This window comes from Bacillus sp. D386 (genome assembly GCF_006346415.1).
The window spans coordinates 287,219-305,192 of record NZ_VEMV01000005.1; the positions used below are offsets into that span (position 1 = coordinate 287,219).

General features: G+C 37.6%; 22 protein-coding genes. 4 read left to right on the forward strand and 18 right to left on the reverse strand.

The window, feature by feature from the left end; genetic code table 11:
- Window positions 1-12: 12 nt before the first annotated feature.
- From comGD to comGA, 4 genes are read right to left on the reverse strand one after another with little or no spacing between them, the layout of a single operon-like run.
- Window positions 13-456 carry a competence type IV pilus minor pilin ComGD gene (gene comGD / locus FHY45_RS16325; RefSeq protein ID WP_139892541.1) on the reverse strand — a complete coding sequence of 148 codons (444 nt, stop codon included), beginning with the start codon at window positions 454-456 and terminating at the stop codon, window positions 13-15.
- Window positions 457-458: 2 nt separating this feature from the next.
- Complete coding sequence (gene comGC / locus FHY45_RS16330) at window positions 459-767, reverse strand: competence type IV pilus major pilin ComGC (protein WP_139892543.1); 309 nt, start codon at window positions 765-767, stop codon at window positions 459-461.
- A gap of 13 nt (window positions 768-780) precedes the next feature.
- Window positions 781-1,821, reverse strand: a complete 1,041-nt coding sequence (gene comGB, locus FHY45_RS16335) for a competence type IV pilus assembly protein ComGB (RefSeq protein WP_180350004.1) — start codon at window positions 1,819-1,821, stop codon at window positions 781-783.
- Window positions 1,811-2,872 carry a competence type IV pilus ATPase ComGA gene (gene comGA, locus FHY45_RS16340; protein ID WP_139892547.1) on the reverse strand — a complete coding sequence of 354 codons (1,062 nt, stop codon included), beginning with the start codon at window positions 2,870-2,872 and terminating at the stop codon, window positions 1,811-1,813. Before comGA ends, comGB begins: the two co-directional genes overlap by 11 nt.
- Before the next feature lie 341 nt (window positions 2,873-3,213).
- Between comGA and FHY45_RS16345 the strand changes: the two genes are divergently transcribed.
- A complete protein-coding gene (locus FHY45_RS16345; RefSeq protein ID WP_066105070.1) occupies window positions 3,214-3,921 on the forward strand; it encodes a helix-turn-helix transcriptional regulator in 708 nt (235 codons plus the stop codon).
- A 101-nt stretch (window positions 3,922-4,022) separates the two neighbouring features.
- Window positions 4,023-4,265: a DUF2626 domain-containing protein gene (locus tag FHY45_RS16350; RefSeq protein WP_066105073.1), complete on the forward strand. Its 243-nt coding sequence runs from the start codon at window positions 4,023-4,025 to the stop codon at window positions 4,263-4,265.
- A 32-nt stretch (window positions 4,266-4,297) separates the two neighbouring features.
- Here the strand turns inward: FHY45_RS16350 and FHY45_RS16355 are convergent, their stop codons facing one another.
- A complete protein-coding gene (locus tag FHY45_RS16355; protein ID WP_180350005.1) occupies window positions 4,298-5,374 on the reverse strand; it encodes a class I SAM-dependent methyltransferase in 1,077 nt (358 codons plus the stop codon).
- Window positions 5,375-5,538: 164 nt separating this feature from the next.
- On the reverse strand, window positions 5,539-6,171 hold the full coding sequence (locus tag FHY45_RS16360) for an MBL fold metallo-hydrolase (RefSeq protein WP_139892550.1): 633 nt from the start codon (window positions 6,169-6,171) through the stop codon (window positions 5,539-5,541).
- A 220-nt stretch (window positions 6,172-6,391) separates the two neighbouring features.
- On the opposite strand from FHY45_RS16360, the gene FHY45_RS16365 reads away from it, so the two are divergent.
- Complete coding sequence (locus FHY45_RS16365; RefSeq protein ID WP_066105081.1) at window positions 6,392-6,565, forward strand: DUF2759 domain-containing protein; 174 nt, start codon at window positions 6,392-6,394, stop codon at window positions 6,563-6,565.
- A 79-nt stretch (window positions 6,566-6,644) separates the two neighbouring features.
- On the opposite strand, the gene FHY45_RS16370 is transcribed toward FHY45_RS16365, so the two are convergent.
- From FHY45_RS16370 to FHY45_RS16390, 5 genes are all read right to left on the reverse strand, one after another.
- The gene (locus FHY45_RS16370) at window positions 6,645-7,835 is read right to left on the reverse strand and encodes a M14 family metallopeptidase (RefSeq protein ID WP_257469161.1); all 1,191 of its coding nucleotides are present in this window, start codon (window positions 7,833-7,835) and stop codon (window positions 6,645-6,647) included.
- 605 nt (window positions 7,836-8,440) lie between these two features.
- Entirely contained in the window at window positions 8,441-9,487 is a 1,047-nt protein-coding gene (locus FHY45_RS16375) for a DUF2332 domain-containing protein (RefSeq protein WP_139892646.1), read from the reverse strand.
- A 58-nt stretch (window positions 9,488-9,545) separates the two neighbouring features.
- Complete coding sequence (locus FHY45_RS16380) at window positions 9,546-9,986, reverse strand: NUDIX hydrolase (RefSeq protein WP_139892551.1); 441 nt, start codon at window positions 9,984-9,986, stop codon at window positions 9,546-9,548.
- Between the two features lie 185 nt (window positions 9,987-10,171).
- Window positions 10,172-11,146: an ROK family glucokinase gene (locus tag FHY45_RS16385; protein ID WP_066105090.1), complete on the reverse strand. Its 975-nt coding sequence runs from the start codon at window positions 11,144-11,146 to the stop codon at window positions 10,172-10,174.
- 6 nt (window positions 11,147-11,152) lie between these two features.
- Window positions 11,153-11,380 (reverse strand): YqgQ family protein, encoded by a 228-nt coding sequence (locus FHY45_RS16390; protein WP_066105666.1) that lies wholly within the window; start codon window positions 11,378-11,380, stop codon window positions 11,153-11,155.
- Between the two features lie 223 nt (window positions 11,381-11,603).
- On the opposite strand from FHY45_RS16390, the gene FHY45_RS16395 reads away from it, so the two are divergent.
- On the forward strand, window positions 11,604-12,479 hold the full coding sequence (locus FHY45_RS16395; protein ID WP_066105093.1) for a hypothetical protein: 876 nt from the start codon (window positions 11,604-11,606) through the stop codon (window positions 12,477-12,479).
- Between the two features lie 10 nt (window positions 12,480-12,489).
- Here FHY45_RS16395 and FHY45_RS16400 read toward each other — a convergent pair whose 3' ends face one another.
- From FHY45_RS16400 to FHY45_RS16425, 7 genes are all read right to left on the reverse strand, one after another.
- Window positions 12,490-14,025 carry a rhomboid family intramembrane serine protease gene (locus FHY45_RS16400; protein WP_139892552.1) on the reverse strand — a complete coding sequence of 512 codons (1,536 nt, stop codon included), beginning with the start codon at window positions 14,023-14,025 and terminating at the stop codon, window positions 12,490-12,492.
- Window positions 14,026-14,109: 84 nt separating this feature from the next.
- Window positions 14,110-14,265: a hypothetical protein gene (locus FHY45_RS20650; protein WP_175354273.1), complete on the reverse strand. Its 156-nt coding sequence runs from the start codon at window positions 14,263-14,265 to the stop codon at window positions 14,110-14,112.
- Window positions 14,266-14,324: 59 nt separating this feature from the next.
- A complete protein-coding gene (locus tag FHY45_RS16405) occupies window positions 14,325-15,281 on the reverse strand; it encodes an L-lactate dehydrogenase (protein ID WP_066105102.1) in 957 nt (318 codons plus the stop codon).
- Window positions 15,282-15,331: 50 nt separating this feature from the next.
- Window positions 15,332-16,120: a DUF92 domain-containing protein gene (locus tag FHY45_RS16410; protein ID WP_180350006.1), complete on the reverse strand. Its 789-nt coding sequence runs from the start codon at window positions 16,118-16,120 to the stop codon at window positions 15,332-15,334.
- The gene (locus tag FHY45_RS16415) at window positions 16,113-16,676 is read right to left on the reverse strand and encodes a 5-formyltetrahydrofolate cyclo-ligase (RefSeq protein WP_139892556.1); all 564 of its coding nucleotides are present in this window, start codon (window positions 16,674-16,676) and stop codon (window positions 16,113-16,115) included. The genes FHY45_RS16410 and FHY45_RS16415 overlap by 8 nt, the downstream gene beginning before the upstream one ends.
- 66 nt (window positions 16,677-16,742) lie before the next feature.
- Entirely contained in the window at window positions 16,743-16,892 is a 150-nt protein-coding gene (gene rpmG / locus FHY45_RS16420; RefSeq protein ID WP_066105110.1) for a 50S ribosomal protein L33, read from the reverse strand.
- A 63-nt stretch (window positions 16,893-16,955) separates the two neighbouring features.
- On the reverse strand, window positions 16,956-17,525 hold the full coding sequence (locus FHY45_RS16425) for a hypothetical protein (protein ID WP_139892558.1): 570 nt from the start codon (window positions 17,523-17,525) through the stop codon (window positions 16,956-16,958).
- Between the last annotated feature and the right edge of the window lie 449 nt (window positions 17,526-17,974).

The following is a 17,974-nucleotide window of genomic DNA, read 5'->3' on the forward strand; positions in this document are numbered from 1 at the left end:
TATCCATGCTCTTTATACTTTTGATATATAAAATCTCCCCCTCCCTAATTGAAAGACAAGCTTGTATATCGTTTTACCATTTTTACCGGTTAAATAGATTGTTGTTGGATTTTGGATATTTCCTGCTGGAATATAGGTAATTGGCACATTGCCAACTTTTTTAAACTTGATTGATTCGGCCTTCTGAGTCGAAATAATATGACTGTTTGTTTTGTATGAGTAAGCTGAATATTCATTTTGGTCAGTTACAAATCTTAGTAATACATACGTGTTATTTTCCATTGCATAGACCTGAGCATAGTAAATATCCTTCTCCAGTTGATTTAAAAATGCTTGCTGTTCATATGTTTCAAACATTTTACTTGTAACCGCACTTGCTATAGTCAGCATTAACGTCAGACATCCAAGTACAATCAACACCTCTACTAACGTAAACCCTTCTTCGTTCTTTTCCATTTTTATTGTCCCTGAAGAGTTACAGTCCCATCATCCGAAATCACCGCGGTTTTTCCTTCCGGACATTTAACATCCTCTTTTAAAAAACCAGAAGAGATAAGCTTCTCCATCGTCGGAAGCGTACCTTCCTTTAATTTATAGGCTTGTACCTGTCCCTCAACCATCTTTACGAATGCCTCGCATCCCTTACTATTAACTGCTTCCTGGTTTTTCATTACATTGGGTACTGTAATAATCAATAGAACTGATATAACCAGCATGACAATCAACATCTCAATCAAGGTAAAACCTTGTTCATTTTTGTATTTCATCAAAAACACCTTCCTATATCGTATTCATCAATGAAATCATTGGCATTAATATTGCCAAATACAGAAGGATCACTAAAATGGCAACAAGGCCAAACATTAATGGTTGAACCACCTTTATATATTTTTCAGTCTGCATCTCCATCTCATTTAACAGATATCTGCTGTAGTAAAGAAGTTCTTCTCCTAATAAACTATTTTTTTGCCCATGGCTGATTACTCGCTCAAAATCATTCATAAAAATTGTGAGATTCCCACTAATGCTTTCTAATGAATCTCCCTCCTGAAGACTTTTAATCATGTGATGGGTTATTTCCTTAACTAAACTTTTTGGATCCTGCTGACTCATAATCGTTAACGCATCAATAATCGAAATACCACCCTTTAATAATGAGCCCAGCTGCATAGAAAAATAATACGTTGTGGAAAGCTTTCTAAAAGAACGCAGGAACGGAATTTTATTCATCAGTAATTCCTGTTTTATTTTGGATAGTTTTTTTAAATAATAGTGGTATATAAACAAATGCATGGTTAGGAGCACAATGATAAAAAATGGAAGATTGTTAACTAGGGTTGCCAGTAAAACGGATAACTTTAAGAATATGTTTGATTCCTGCCCTGCGCCCTGATACATACTTGAGAATTTTGGCAACAAATAATTTGTAAATACTTGCAGCAAGGTAAATGTAAAAACAAGTAGGAAGACTGGGTAATACAATAAATTTTTTAGTTTTGCGCGATCCTCACTTTTCTTAAGCCATATTTCGCCTCCATTCTGCAAGGATTTGGATAGCTGTCCGTGTTTTTCACCGTAGGATACTAAACCAACGAGCTCTTGTTCAAAATCGAGCCATTCTAAAAAGTCCCTAAAAGTATGGCCATCTTTCAATAGTTCCAATGCATCCTTAATTTCTTCTCGATACTTCTTTTTTCCATGAATAAGAGAAAATTCAATACCCTCATAAAGAGTAAAGCCATTCTCCAATAAATCGCCCAATTCCTGAAGAAATCTCGCCTGATCCCTGCAAGACCATCGGGACTTTAGATTACTCCTCATGCACCCACCTCTCATACTCTTTTTGATCCACAAATCCATAGGCAACAGCCTTGCTGATGAGAGAAGATAATTCCGGATAATGAAAGTTCACATCATCTCCCTCCATCTCTGCCCAAACCTTCGCCAATTCATTGCCATAAATCATTTCATGCACACTTACCCGCCCTCTGCTCTTTTCCATAAGGCAATATGGTGAGCATTCACCCTTACAAAAAGGACAGTGCAATTCCAATAATCTTTGCGAGGTTACACCTAAAAGAGTTTGCTTTGCCTCCTCCCTGTCTATCCCAAATTCCAAAAGCCTTCTAACTGCACCCAATACATCACTGGCATGCATCGTAGTTAAGATTAAGTGGCCTGTTAAAGCAGCGCGCACCGCTATTCTGGCCGTTTCGGCATCCCTGATTTCTCCTATCATGATAATATCGGGATCGTGGCGCAGGGCAGCTTTCAAGCCTACTGAATAACTGATACCGGCTTTTTCATTAATCTGGACTTGAATGGCATCATCGGACTGATGTTCAACAGGATCTTCAAGTGTAATAATATTTCGGTTAACGGCATTTTTGGCATGATGGAGCATGGAATATAAAGTTGTAGTTTTACCACTTCCAGTCGGTCCACAGATGATCATTAATCCATGGGAATGTTTAAGCATGGAAATTAACGTAGTTGACATTTTTGGAAATAAGGAGATTTCTTCGATTGGGAGAGTTTGTAAACTTGGAATAATACGAATGACGAGAGATTCAGAGTATGGGGTAGGCAAGGTGGATAATCGGAGACCAATCCATTTATTTGAAACAAACATCGTTAAGGCCCCTGACTGAGGACGTCTTTTTTCTCCTATATCCATGCCGGCCATAAATTTAAAATGAGAGATGAGTCGTTGGGCCCTGTCTCTTTGGTAACTGCCTTCTGAAAATAAGCGATTGTGAATCCGATAGTAAAGATGGGTTTTCTTGCGTTGGGGAACAATGTGGATATCTGAGGCTTTGAATTTTACTGCTTCTGTTACAACTTTTTCAGCTAACTTATCGATGGTGAGCAATTCTCGTTTCACCTCCTTATATGTTACTCTCTTATGTTATTAGACATTAATTTTTCAATCCCTGCTGGCATAACGAAAGTTTCAAAATCTGTCACAATTCGTCGTTAATTTGGGTAATTTTTCATAATCATGAAATATTTCATCCCTTTTATTCTGTTAACATATTTACAGATTAATTTTAAAATTAAGATAGTAATATATACATGTTAAATATTGATTTATCAAAATGTGGCTAAATTACAACATATGTTTCCAAAGAGTCAGAATAGCCAAGAACAGCATATCAATGCTTGATTGACTGTATTATAATGGAACTATTAAGGAGCGCGAGGTGGACCACAATGGACCAAACATTAAAAATTACCAATGTATTATCAGATCCGACCAGATACTATATTTATCAGCATATAGCTAAAAGGCACAGCGAGGTGACGGTACAGGAAATTGCGGATATATTTGAGATTCACCCCAATGTTGCGCGTTTACATTTAACAAAGCTCGAAGATGTAAATATGCTTGTTTCTGAAACTAAGAAAACAGGAAAAGGTGGAAGACCAAGCAGATTATATAGATTATCAGATGATGTCATACAATTAAACTTCCCTTACCGCGATTACCAACTGCTTGCAAAAATAGCCCTTCAGACAATGTTCTCACTGGGAGAAGCAGGTAAGGAAGCGTTATTCAATACCGGAAGATTATTTGGGAAAGATTTGGCTGAACAGCATATGAAAGGAATTGGAGAAAGTCAGGACAGCCTGTCTTTCGACCACAAACTCTCTATCATAAAAGATGCATCGACTACTGCTGGATTCTATCCGGAATTCATAACAGCTGAGGATCATTCAACCATTTTCTTTAGAATACACAACTGTCCTTTTAAAGAAATTGCCTTTGAGCAAAAAGAAGCCGTATGCGGAATGCATTATGAGTTTTTACGCGGTATGTTCAGCGTCCTTTTTGATTCAATCGAATTAATAGAAGAGGAAAATATGTTTGATCATGCAGGTTGCCAAGCTTGCACATACAAGATGCTTGCCGGAAATTAATCACACAATTCAGTCATCCTATTTTAAGATAGTTTACATTCTTTAACAATATCCTTATAATAGTAGTGATGGAATTATAAGGGGATAAGGGAGGTTAAGGAATGGACAGAATGTTCAGAGTATGTGGTTTCTGGACTGGAATTATGGCAGTCATGTTCTTTGTTGGCGGTATGCATACTACATCACTCATCTTTTTCGGTCAAACTGGTTTCTTTGTTATTTTAAGCTATTTAAAATTGTCTGAAAGAATGTACTTATATGTTTTCGGTGCTTATTTAACAGTTTTCTTTGCAGGGTTCACCTATTGGACAACGTTCATGATGACTCCTGGAGCGGGACATTAATTTACAGTAAAACCTTGATTGAGCTGGAGCAATCAAGGTTTTTTTATATTCTTAGATTGAACTAAAACACTGAAACTATCACTAATCCAGTCTCCCAGAACTAATTGTTTGATTTGTCTGTTGCGCCTGGCGACAGGAGAAAAAGGATCTGCATCCGCATGTGGAACCAGCTCATCCAATATCCCTTCCTCTAATAAAAATGACTGTTGTCCTCCCCAGTACTCTAGATCAAGCCCTCTTCTCTTCCCTTCACATTTAAGCAATGAAAAATTGACGGTACTCGTTATATCTGTTTCTCCTGGATTTTCGAGAATTGAGCCGATTAATTGATGGTCCTTAAATCCTCTTAAGGTACCATTTTTACGGGCAGGTATATACAAATCCTCCGCATCCATTCCATAATCTATCGTCATGAGATATCCACTCTTCATTTTATCGACAATTTGCTCGTAGGCAACCATCATTGGGCATGGCACCTCTATACGATAAATAAACTCCGGGATATTCAACTTCTCTATAACGGCTAAAATCATCTGATTATTGAGATCTCTGGTCGTTTCAAATAGCTCTCCATTCTTTACTGTGACGCCCGCTTCTTTCCACTGATTCTTATCTTTAATCAAAACATGAACTGGAAAAGCATCAAAAAATTCATTTGAAAAAATGAAACCTTCTATTAGTGGCATATCCTTGATAGAATCTAACAAACGAATTCTATCATCCTTTGCCGCCGTATCTAAAATCAATTCTCGATGATAGGAACTGGATTCAACAATATAATAAATTGCATTAGATGCCAGCTCTGGGTTGTACAGTTCCAATCCTCTCAAAAAATCACATGCCATCTTCCCGGTGCCGCCGCCAAGCTCACATATAGCGGGAGGCAGGTCAGATTCAATTAGCTTCCTTCCTGCCCATTTACCTATAAATTCACCAAAGACAGGGGACATACTCACCGAAGTATAGAAATCACCGCTACTTCCAATTTTATCCTTTCTCCGTTGGTAATAGCCATATTCAGGATGATACAATGCCAACTCTATATATTTGTCATACGGTAAAAATAAATCTTCTGTTTCCTCAATGGACCGAATGATTATGTCTTTCATAAATCCACCTAATTTTATAAATATTTCCACAATAGGCGTTGACATCACATTATCCCTATTGTAAATTTATGGTATAACTTAAAATGGCCCCTCCCATTTTATAGGAAATACCCCCTGACCCTCCTTATCTAATTGTTAAGGAGGGTCTACAATTAGTACACCTATTACCTTAAAAATGGATTATGATTCATCTCATCTTCAATGATGGTTTCCGGCCCATGTCCAGATAAACAAAGCGTATCTTTTGGAAGAGTTAATAATTTTTTATGAAGACTATCCATTAGCTGTTGATGATTTCCACCAGGTAAATCGGTCCGGCCTATACTCATATGAAATAATGCATCCCCTGAAAATACAATCGCCTCGTCCTTATCATAATAAGAAACACTTCCTGGAGAATGTCCAGGTGTAAACAGTACATTAAATGTGAAATCCCCGATTTTTAGAATACCTTCCTCTGAAATCACATTTTCTGCGGGAGCAGCCTTAATCTCACCAAGTTGGAAAAATCGCGAACCGTTCAAAGCTGGATTTGTTAACCATTCTGTTTCTTTTTTGTGTACATAAACCGGAATACTAAATACTTCCCGTACCCTGTCCACTGCCCCTATATGGTCAAAATGAGCGTGAGTTAATAAGATCGCAATCGGCTTCCATTTCTTTTCACGAATGATTTGTATCAGCTTTTCTGCTTCCTCGCCCGGGTCGATGATTAAACATTCACCATCCTGCTTGGCATATAAATAACAATTTGTTTGCAAAGGCCCTAAAGGAACTCTTTTCCATGTTTTCTTCATGTCTTTCCCCCTGAAGTATCAGTTTAGTTTCTTTTATTTTACACAAGTGATGGTTTTGTATAAAGAGTCTTATACTTTATTGTTCCTATTCCTTCCAAATCGCCTATAATATCTCGACAAATAATCTGAAAAGAATTAAAATACTATTGAATGCATTTATTTTACAATTTAATGATTTATTGGGTTTTATTACTTAATAATTCCAGGGGAGGTATATGAAATGGGATTGGTAATTATTTTTGGTTTAGTTGCCATTTTGGCTATTTTCGCATTAATCAGCGCCTTTAAAAACAAAAATTTCCTTGGTCTAGTATTCGCTTTGGGTACTGCCGTTGTATTTGGCTGGTTCGCCATCATGACCTTCATTAGAGACGGCTATCCTGCTGTACATTAATTATTGTATACGCTTTACATCTGAAAAAGAGGAATCCTTTAAACAGGATTCCTCTTTTTCGTTCAACAGTTCCTGTCTTCTATAAATAAAGACAAGCATTTAAAATTGGTTTTGTATCCCGATAAATTTGTTCAAATTGTGATAAAGGAAGAGGATTGATTCCTTTACCCAGCTCTAATGTAAATCCAGGCTTCTTGAACTGATCAATAAACCAATCCTTAAAGCCTGCATGGCTATCAATATAGCGAACGGCCTTGTAGCCTGATCTTGCAGTAAATTCCATAGCCATAACAGAGGTGATTTCCGGCTCTTTTTTCTCATATCCCCAATAAAATTCTTCTCCCTGAGTGTGCAGAGAAACTACACGATCGAACCCTTCCTTCTGCACAAGTGCAACCAGTGATTTCACTTCACTTTCTGTTAATGGCTCGATTCCAGGAAAATCTCTTGCTGCTGGTTTTTTGGGCCGTTTTCTCTTTTTCTCAATCTCCCAGTTTGCCGGAAATTGATTATTTAAGTCAATTCCTCTAATATTCGCTTTCCAGCCTAAAAATTCTTCTCTTCCATCATTCATCCTAATTAAATCTTTTTTCATTTTTTCAGATGGACCATTTACTACTAAATCTACACCATCAGGATTCACCATCATAACAAGTGACAAATCACACTCCAGGAATAGCTCCAATGCTGAACATTCTCCTAAATTTGTCCCCGTTGTTAATGCCAGTAAATAATCATTCAGCCACTTCATTAAAACCAAGCTAGTAATCCATTCATTCGCATGCATCGAGGCATTCATATGGACTTTTTTTGGACCAATACCAATTCGCAGTTCCCAAATATCCTGGCCAAGTTCAGATTTCCCGATAGATTTCATCTGCAGGAAAGGATAGATGGTTGTAAGTATTTCCATGTCATTCATGCATTTACTTGATGAATATGGACAAGTCTGATCCACAATACTATGTTGAATTTTCACAGGCAATCTAACAGATTGCTTCGAATTCTCTTCCATACTCTCCATTGAATTAGCTACCTGAATTCTTTCACGTTCTACAGGGTGTGTGATATCCAAGGACGATAACCTTTCCTCCCTTGTCCAATATCCAGGTATATGAACCATATCGCCAACAGATAGCCCATTATTACTAATATGTAAATTACATTCCCGTAAAAGTGCGATCGGTATAGAATACAAAACGGCCAATCTCGATAATAAGTCAGGCTTCTTTATGATGACTTCCATAGAATCACATCCTTTTCTACTCATTTTATGAATACTCCGATCAAAAAATACAGAAGCTAACAGATATTATGTATAGATTCGTAAAAAACAGCTTGATTATAGTTGCCTTTAACTGTATAAGCCTTTTTAGTATGCCATTTAACGGGTATGGGCTGGGGAAAGGCAGGGTGTAGATGGGGCATAGGTGTTTCATAGGTGGGGCATAGCTGCTTTCCTACACACTTCAACCACCTTTCAGGCACTTTTACCCCGGTATAGCTGGAGCATAGGTACTTCATAGGTGGGGCATAGCTGCTTTCCTACACACTTCAACCACCTTTCAGGCACCTTTACCCCGGTATAGCTGGGGCATAGGTACTTCATAGGTGGGGCATAGCTGCTTTCCTACATACTTCACCCACCTTTCAGGCACCTTTACTACCCCGGCATATGGTTTGGTGCGGCTATCTCTGTCCTTTGACAAGTACCTCCTACATCCTCACTCAACTATCCAATTCAAACCGAATGAAAAACAGTTGGGTCAACGAAAAAAAAAGGCATTAACCCGTATTGGATTAATACCTAATTAATTGATTTAGTTAAAAATATCCCTTCAAAGAAAACAAATTCAAAAGGGCGAATTTCATTTCCTACTGACTAATTGTCCGCTCACTCTCCCATAACCATTTAAACCATCTGCCGTGCCCGTCGGTTTCTGCAATCGTATTTTTGTTCAGAATGCCATCCAAATAATAATCCAGATGCAAATATCTATCTTGAATATTATTATAAATATGAAATACCTCTCTCATCTTCCCAATATCCTTGATGGTTTCCAACAGATGCTTTTTCACATCCATTGGCATTTGGTTAGCAACATGTGTATGAAAAATACAAACAGCATGATTCTCTGGGATATCCTGTATACAGTCAGGTAATAGATCAGCGCCATCACCATTTATCAATCTTAAGGAACTCCCCTTCACATAGGCTGCAGCTTTTTCAAACATAGACAGCCGCTCCGCATACTCGGGCCATATTAAGGATTTAAGCCACAATTTTTCGTCCTCAACATTTAAATCAACCGTATGTAAATCCAAGCCAATCCTAATTGAAACTGGCGGCGGTATGAAGGGAAGGTTTGGTACATTTTCTCCTTTTATTTCTGCTGAAATTGTAAGTTTAGATTCTGAATTTCCATAGGTACTTTCTTGCCCATATGTATATGAATAGTGATCCCAAAGAAGCTGTAATCCTGCACTTGTTCCAATTTCAATAAGTGCCAAGGGTTTCTTTGCTATCTCATGAACAGTACAAAAGGCGGGGTACAGGTATGCACATCTTCGCACTTCATTGGTTTGAACCCGTCTCGATCTAAGAATAAATTCAATCTCTTCTCGATAAGTAAAGCAAAAATCCCTAAAAGGTCCATAAGATTCCATATATGCTTTCGGATACTCAACCAAACTAGGATAATACTCTTTCAGTGAATGTTCTTTACCCTTTAACAGAAGATAGTGGACAGCACCGAATAAGAGATTTGGTACTGGCTGACCCTCCCTCGCATTCATACATATCTCTAAAAGCGCTTCATCTCCAGAAATTTTTATAGATAAGTGCTCGTATAGCCTGCTGGAGCCTATACATTCTCTTTCAGCAAAATTTATAAAGGTTTGAGACAGAACACTATTAAACAAATGGAAACCCCCTTTTAAAACTAAATAAATGACACCCGCTGTTTGATTTTGATTGGCTTCATTCACCTATAGCTCCCTCACGATACTTACCATTAAATTCTACATAAAACGGCTGAATGCTTTCGTCCAGACAATACTCGATTCTTTGTCTAAAATTATTCCAGGTTACCATTTCCAATGCCTCTGCTATGGGATAAAAACCTACCTCTAAACTTTCAGGGCTGGTAGTGGGAGTACCTCCAATCGCCTTACCCAAGAATAAGGTGTTACAAATAGAATGGTCTATATTTTGAAAAACACCACAAAATTTAGTTACTACGATATCAATCCCCGATTCCTCTTTTGTTTCTCTTATCGCAGCATCTTTGAGTGACTCGCCTTCCTCGACTTGTCCTCCAGGCATTTCCCACCCCCGGTGCGGACCCCTAATCAACAAAATTTCCCCAGCATCGTTTAATACAACCGTTGCTGCAGATACAATATGCTTCGGCACCCTCATCCCCCAAACCCTCTATCATCGGATTTTCATGTTATACTCATCAAATTAATTTCGACATATGGTTTTTATTTTCCTTTATAAAAACTTTTGCAAATAAAAAAGCACTTCAACAAAATACATTGAAATGCTTCCAAAATTAATTAAATTCTACTAAGTAATTAACGTTTACCTCAGCACGTGGACTCTTAAATCTCTTGTCCTAGTTGCTGCATGATTAAGCCCGCTGCGCCTATAACACCCGCATCATTACCAAGAGATGCAACTTTGATTTCAGTTGATTCCGCAACCCGCGGAAAGGCAAATTGCTTAAAGTATTTCTCAATTGGTTTTAAAATAATGTCCCCAGCTTTTGAAACACCACCACCGATTACGATGATGTCGGGGTTAATCATATTGCCCACATTGGCAGCTGCAAGTCCAAGGTATTTAGCTACCTCATCAAGGACATCCTGACTTGCCTGGTCTCCGCCTATAGCACAATCAACTACGTCTTTAGAAGTGATCAACCCATTTTCGTTAAAAACAATCGAGAGGTCCGAATCTGGTTTCTCTTTAATCTTCTCTAACGCCAGCCTTACGATACCGGTAGCTGAGGCGATCGTTTCAACACAGCCTGTTTTCCCACAGTTACAAGGAGCTCCACCCTCTGGCTGAACCGTTATGTGACCGAGCTCACCAGCTGCCCCACTAATTCCATGCACCAAATGCTTATTAGTGATTACACCGCCACCCACACCAGTTCCGAGAGTGATACAGACTAAATCATTTGTACCTTTTCCTGCTCCCTTCCAAAACTCACCGAAGGATGCTACATTCGCATCGTTATCAACCACTGCAGGAATTCCTAATTCTTTTTCCAGCAACTCCTTTAAAGGAAAATCTCTCCAACCGATATTCACGGCCACATAGATTGAACCGTTCTCAAAATTAACTGGACCAGGAGCACCCATTCCGACACCTACTAAATTACCATCCTGCCATTCTTCCAATTTTGCCCTGACAGATTTGCCGATGTCAGAAACAATATGCAGACCATTTTCTTCCGTTCTCGTTATGATTTCCCATTTATGTACAATGGTCCCTTCTTTATCTATAAAAGCAAGCTTAATCGTTGTACCGCCAATATCAATTCCCAGTAACCAATCTTGTTTCCCCAGCATATTGATTCACCTTTTCGATTGTTTTTGTTTTAGCTGTTGCTTTTCCTTCTCATACTCTATTTCTTGTTTCAAGATTAAAATTGCCGTTTGATAATCTCTGATTTCAATCAATTGAGAGTGAAATAGCTCTCTTAATTCTCCTGCCATCATCTCTAGATCAGCTAATCGATCACCCATGTATATGATGGTTCCAAACCTCTTTAAATATTGTTGAATTTCATATACGGATTTCATTTTTGTCACATTCCTTCCTGCTTCTTTAGTATATCTGAATTTAGTTGTTCTCCTCAAGATACTTTCTTTCTGTATTCCGTCAATTGTGACATTTATAAACAAAGCATATGTATTTAGAGTTACACATATATTGCTTAGGACAAAGCATCCGTCTATTTATCATTTGACATCCATTTAAGAATATATACGTAAGGCAATAATCTAAAGTGAGGAGAGAATCCTTTTGAAAAAATATATTGGTTACCTAATAGTCGGTTTAGTACTCATATTTACCTTTATGTGGTGGAAACAGCTTTATATACAAAGGGATATAGCTGTTATTAAATATTTTCCACTTAATCAAAAGGCTGCGTTTATTAAAACAACCTCTTCCCTTGTCATGCCTAAGCAGGAAAAAGATACAGAACAGTACGATGTTGCGTTATCGACTGAATCTATTTTAAATCAAACAAGTTATCTCAGACAGGATTTCTCACTTCTTTTTCAAAACGGTCGTTTAAAAGAGTTTACAAAGAAATGGGAGCAGAATACAGATCGAATATCCCAAAAGACAACCGTAAAAGCTCATGAATCTTCTTTATTTCAAGTGGTTACCATTCATTATGCTGAGATTCATACGGAAAACGACAAGATTACCAGCTCATTTAAATTAACTGATAGTAATCTGTTTGTCATTGCTTCACGTTATGGACCAACCAAATCATTTCATTCTCCTGAAACCGAGGAACAAAAGGAATGGGCCTTTACCCTGTCTTCTGTAAGTAATTCCAGGCTGACTAAAGTGCTCAATCGCTATACAGATAACAAAAAGATTGATATTACAAGGTATCACGTAGTTCCCCTGACACAGTTTTCGACTGAAGAAAAAAGATTATTAGCCGGATATTCAGAGCAAAAGCGTCTGGAGATTACGGAAAAGCTATGGGAAGCTTTTTATTCCATTTATGTTTCAGGAATAAAAAAACAGGATGGTACAGTCATAAATCCGATAGACAGTACCATCCCCTTGATTTTGCGTAAACAAGACTCAAACAAACTAATTATTCTTATTCAGGATAAATCAGGCAATATACATGAATATTATCAGCAGCTGCCTTAAAGTAAGATAACTATTCGGAATCAAGCTCATTCAGCGTTGTTTTATAATCTTCATTATCCGGTTCCTGATAAACTGCTATTTGGATATAATCTTTAGCTTTATCGATTTGTCCCAGTTGCCAGTAGAGCAGTCCAATATCATAATATGCTTCTGGAAACACTTCTTGCTGTTCAATGGCTTTTAGAAAATACGTCTCAGCCGCTTTCAGATCATATTGATGATACTTTATATATCCTGCTAAAAAATATGCTTCTGGAGCGTCTTCTTCCTTTAGATAGCCTTCGATAAGCTCATAGGCTTTGGCATATTCCTTAGAATTCACATATTCATGAGCAAGAGTGACATCATTATGATATTTATGGTCAGATTCATTTGATGAATACCCATATACTAAAGCTCCTATTGTTAACAAAACGGTCAGGAGCAGCGCACCCATTTGCACGGCAAGCTTAGGATTTTTCGGCAATCTGACAATCGCTGCTGCGAGGAATCCACCTATTAAACCGCCGATATGGCCGGCACTATCTATAGCATCTGCAGAGAATGTAATAACCAGGTTGATGGCCAAAATTACAATCACATTCCATCCCATTGTTCTGAAAAAGAGATTGGGGTGGAGTATACCAAACAATAGCAAGGCACCGAGTAAGCCAAATATCGCACCACTGGCACCGGCTGATAGATTGGGCATCAAAATAAAACTTGCTACCGAACCAATAAAGCCTGCAAAAAAGTAAATAACCAGAAATCTTAAGCTTCCATAAATACGCTCAACAATAACTCCGACAAAATACAAACTTAAGGTGTTCAGAATCAAGTGTGTAAATCCAATATGAAGAAAGATGGGTGTGAAGAATCTCCACCATTCCCCTTCCATAATCAATGGGTTATACTTTGCACCAAATTGGATGAGGGTTTCAGTGTTTGTACTTCCGCCACGCATCTCGAGTAAAATAAACACAAGAACTTGGATGGCCATTAACAAGTATGTAAAGATTGGTTTGCCATGGCTAAAGATTTGTTCATCTTGTTTCTGCTTTTGGTAAGAAGCAGCCAAAGCATCTTCTTTAAGATGGTTAATTTCATTTTCTTCTATAAACTCATAATCCCTGTTGACCACTTCCAACGGAAACCCCAGAAAGCTTTCCAATTCCGTCAAAGATTCTTCCATAGCCTCTGTTTGAAAAATCATGGTATCAATCGTAATTTTTGCACGACTTTCGTTTGAGTATCTTCCAAGGACATCCGAATAATCATCAACCGGAGCATATTGACTAACATAAATGGTTTTAACCGTTAGTTCCTTCCTGGAAAGAAACCTACGAATCTTCTCTGCATTCTGCAGTACAAGATTTCGGTCACGCTTCATATTATTGGACCAATCCAAATCTTCTCTTTTTATACGGATTAGGGGATCTATCCGACTCGACTGATTTTCAAGCCATATTTCTTGCTGATCAGTGGATGCAGATATAAATCGATACCCTTTTTTCGTAATCAATTGATTGATAAAGGACCAATAGATATATTCTTCTTTAAAACTCACGGATTCCCCTACTTTCTCTCCCTAAAAAGTTTCTATATCTATTTTATCATTACGTAAGAGGAACAGAAATAATTCCTCTGGTCATTATGTTTGATCTTGCACAGTTTTAAAAATTGGCAATTCCATTAGAACGGCTATAAGGATGTTGCGCAGTACTTGATTCTTCATAATGGAAGACCTCTTTTGAAACACTATATACCCTATTATGCCAGATACGAAAATAATTAAGAATTTATTCATGTAAAAATCCCTCCTGTATTACCATATAGTTTGGTGAACAGGAGGGATTTTTATTCTACTTATAGTAACTGATCAAGAATTGGATTCATCGTTTCTTTTAATACTTTAACAGAATGTGAAAATTTCTCTTGCTCATCATCTGATAATTTCAGTTCGAGGATATCAGAAATTCCTTCACGGTTTACTATCGCAGGGACACCTACATACACATCTTCTTGTCCGTACTCCCCATCTAGGAAGGTTGACACTGTCAAAATGCTGTTTTCATTCTGAAGGATGGCTTTTGTAATACGAACCAGACCCATGGCAATTCCATAGAATGTTGCACCTTTTCGATTAATGATTTCATAAGCTGCATCACGTACATTAATAAAAATCTTATCCAAATCTTCCATGGAATGATTAGGTTTATCTTTAATCAGTTCGTTCATATTCTTTCCGCCTACATTGGCATGGCTCCATACAGGTAATTCTGTATCCCCATGTTCTCCAATGATATAGGCATGGACATTTCGAGGATCCACTTCAAAATAATCGCTTAACATAAATCGAAATCTGGCCGTATCAAGAATCGTACCAGAGCCAAGTACGCGATGTTTAGGAAGACCTGAAAATTTCCATGTTGCATATGTAAGGATATCAACTGGGTTCGCAGCCACAAGAAAGATCCCATTAAATCCATTAGCCATAATTTCTCCAACAATGGATTTAAAGATTTTCATATTTTTTTCAACTAAATCTAAGCGTGTTTCACCAGGCTTCTGATTCGCTCCTGCAGTTAGAACGATAATGTCTGCATCTTTACAGTCTGAATAATCTCCGAACCAAATTTTCGTTCTATTCGGTGCAAATGGAGTTCCATGATTCAAGTCCATTGCATCGCCTTCTGCTTTATCCTTATTTAAATCAATTAAAACAAATTCTTCAGCAATTCCCTGATTTAACATAGCGAATGCATAGCTGCTTCCAACAAAACCTGTACCAACAAGGACAACACGATTTACATTCTTTTTCATTAACAAAAACCACCTTTTCACACTGCATACAAGCTCTTTATACCCTAGTATTATGTGATACTATACCAAGTTATTATACAAAAAATAGTGCTTATCAGAATTGAGCTTAGATTTACAGTTTCGTTATTAATCCAGTTAATTCCTTTCCTTTTAACAGTCCGTGTATTGCAGTGCACTTTTTTCTCCGTATGAACCGAACAAACTGGGCATATATATTCGACTTGCAGGAAAGCCCCCAGTAAGGTATCCAGAATACTGCCCAGAAATCCGAATGCACTCAGTAGGAGAATTGTTGAAAATGACAGATTAAACAGTATACCTGCTATTACTGCAATGAATATGGAGCCAAACAGCCCGGCCAGAGTTCCATGGACTGAGACTGCCCCTGAAGTACCCCGTTCACATCTTTTCAAACTGATTATATGGATTGGGTCAGATTTACTCAATACTCCAAGTTCAGATGACCATGTATCAGAAGTAGCTGCTGAAATTGATACGATAAAGGAAATTAACCAGATATCCGAACCGTCAGATATAAAATAAAATAAAGAACTTATACCAGCAGGACCGCCATTTGCTGCCACCTGGGCCCAATTTCGCCTGCTTCCGTTTGCTAATTTTTTATCAATACTCTGCTTAATTCTTTTTTTGTAGCTGGAAAACAAACTAGATGAGGAAAAAAACAAACCAATTAGCAGTAAACCTTCCCATCCAAGTCCTATAACAATCGAAGCTCCCAAAAGAAATGCTGCGAGAGCACCGGATTTACTCAGAGCTTTAAGCCGATAAGCCCCGTAGGAGCCGATAGCAACAGCGCCATAAATGATTAAGTTACCCACAATTTATTACCCCTTGTTCTGTGAATAGATGGTCGACAGGGATGTCGAACTCTTCTGTATGGATATCATCTCTTATTTGCATCATAAACGCCAGCGAAAGTTTGATTCCATAAAATGATGTCAAATAACGATCATAATAGCCGCCGCCAAATCCAATCCGATATCCAGATGTTGAGAATAGGAGTCCCGGAACAACCATTATATCGATTTGGTCGGATTCTATCTTTTGTGTTTTATCCGGTCTGGGCTCTTTTAAGCCACTATAAACTGACTCAAGTATCGTATTCGGATAATAGTCATAAAATTCCATTTGTTTTGTATGTGGATAGCATTTTGGAATCACGATATTCTTATTCTCTTTCCACGCTCTCTCGATAATCCCTTTGGTTTCAATCTCAGGATGCCGAGAAATTGTGATTCCGATTGTCTTTGCATTCTTCCATATATCATGACTAAATAAGTATTCGACAATTTTAGATGTATATATATCCCGCTCGTATGATGGAAATTCCGCTAATAAACTCCGATAAGTCGATCTCAATTCTCCCTTTAACATTACGTTAAATCCCCTTAAATTCTATATAATTCCAAAAAAAACAACAGGAGAGAACCTCCTGTTGTTTTATTTTGTTTCGCGGTGTGCAGTTGTACGCTTCTCTCTTGGGCAATATTTTTTAAGCTCAAGACGATCAGGATTATTACGTTTATTTTTTGTGCTGATATAATTACGCTCACCGCACTCTGTGCAAGCTAAAGTAATGTTTACACGCATGTGAGTCCCTCCAGTTCATTCAAAACTTCATTTTATACGACTTTTCTATAATATCACCTTTCACTAATAAATGCTAGTCTGATTTTTGACCAAGTAATCAAACAGCATAACTTCCTCTTTATTCTTGCCTGTAATTATCCAATTAGAGACCCCCATTTTTACTCCGGGCTCAACTAAAAGCTTGTACATCGTTGTACAGACAACTAGGCCTCTGGCTAAAGGAGAGTGGATAATTTGGCCATTTTCCATTAATTCGTACACCGCTTTTTTATGTTTTCGTTCCATTATCGATATAGATGCACAATCATTTCCATTTAATAAGCTTATCGTATTCTTACCATATAAATAGATTAAAGAATCCGCAGGACTATAAAAACTTGCTGATACTTCACTGAAGGCCTCATGGACAAAAAATATCTTCATCTCAAGTGGCCGATCCCCATCATTTTTGCAGACTACATCTACTCTATCGAAATAATCATTATTTGTTAACTGTACTGCAGCAGATATCCCCTCTTGATCTTGATCGTTTTTGCACCAAAGATAGGGTACAATTAATCCGGATTTATCATCGACAAGCCTTTTACAGCTGGCTTTTTTAGTATTTTTATTTAAAGAGTCTAACTGGTCCATGCGGTCCCACCCCTTTCATTCATCTTGCCTTCTTTAGCGAACCACTAATATCTTCCATTAAATCCTAACACTCCATGAACCAGATGACAATGAACGCAAATTGTCGAAGAAGCACTACCTACTTCCAAATTATGAGTAATACTTCCTTTTTCATATATTTTTACCAAAATCAAGTGAAAATTGTTGTACAATAGGGATTGTAATTTAATTTGGGAGGTATTCATGATAGTCATTATGATTTGTTTATTTTCTCTATCTGCCTTACTGTTCTTGCTATGGTTATTTTATAAAGGACAGGAAACTAAAGTAGAAAAAGAGATTGAACAGCTTTCATTAGAGCATGTACAGGAAATGTATATAATAAAAAACGAATTCGTGCACTTGAAGAGGAAATCCTGCACGAGGAATCGTTATCAGAGGTATCTTTTTTAACTAATTCCTCGCCCATA

Bases quoted from the DNA above. Each gene is read 5' to 3' on its own strand.
- comGD (WP_139892541.1), bottom strand. From the start codon at position 456: ATGGAAAAGAACGAAGAAGGGTTTACGTTAGTAGAGGTGTTGATTGTA.
- comGC (WP_139892543.1), bottom strand. From the start codon at position 767: ATGAAATACAAAAATGAACAAGGTTTTACCTTGATTGAGATGTTGATT.
- comGB (WP_180350004.1), bottom strand. From the start codon at position 1,821: ATGAGGAGTAATCTAAAGTCCCGATGGTCTTGCAGGGATCAGGCGAGA.
- FHY45_RS16345 (WP_066105070.1), top strand. From the start codon at position 3,214: ATGGACCAAACATTAAAAATTACCAATGTATTATCAGATCCGACCAGA.
- FHY45_RS16350 (WP_066105073.1), top strand. From the start codon at position 4,023: ATGGACAGAATGTTCAGAGTATGTGGTTTCTGGACTGGAATTATGGCA.
- FHY45_RS16355 (WP_180350005.1), bottom strand. From the start codon at position 5,374: ATGAAAGACATAATCATTCGGTCCATTGAGGAAACAGAAGATTTATTT.
- FHY45_RS16360 (WP_139892550.1), bottom strand. From the start codon at position 6,171: ATGAAGAAAACATGGAAAAGAGTTCCTTTAGGGCCTTTGCAAACAAAT.
- FHY45_RS16365 (WP_066105081.1), top strand. From the start codon at position 6,392: ATGGGATTGGTAATTATTTTTGGTTTAGTTGCCATTTTGGCTATTTTC.
- FHY45_RS16370 (WP_257469161.1), bottom strand. From the start codon at position 7,835: ATGAGTAGAAAAGGATGTGATTCTATGGAAGTCATCATAAAGAAGCCT.
- FHY45_RS16380 (WP_139892551.1), bottom strand. From the start codon at position 9,986: ATGAGGGTGCCGAAGCATATTGTATCTGCAGCAACGGTTGTATTAAAC.
- FHY45_RS16385 (WP_066105090.1), bottom strand. From the start codon at position 11,146: ATGCTGGGGAAACAAGATTGGTTACTGGGAATTGATATTGGCGGTACA.
- FHY45_RS16390 (WP_066105666.1), bottom strand. From the start codon at position 11,380: ATGAAATCCGTATATGAAATTCAACAATATTTAAAGAGGTTTGGAACC.
- FHY45_RS20650 (WP_175354273.1), bottom strand. From the start codon at position 14,265: ATGAATAAATTCTTAATTATTTTCGTATCTGGCATAATAGGGTATATA.
- FHY45_RS16405 (WP_066105102.1), bottom strand. From the start codon at position 15,281: ATGAAAAAGAATGTAAATCGTGTTGTCCTTGTTGGTACAGGTTTTGTT.
- FHY45_RS16415 (WP_139892556.1), bottom strand. From the start codon at position 16,676: ATGTTAAAGGGAGAATTGAGATCGACTTATCGGAGTTTATTAGCGGAA.
- rpmG (WP_066105110.1), bottom strand. From the start codon at position 16,892: ATGCGTGTAAACATTACTTTAGCTTGCACAGAGTGCGGTGAGCGTAAT.
- FHY45_RS16425 (WP_139892558.1), bottom strand. From the start codon at position 17,525: ATGGACCAGTTAGACTCTTTAAATAAAAATACTAAAAAAGCCAGCTGT.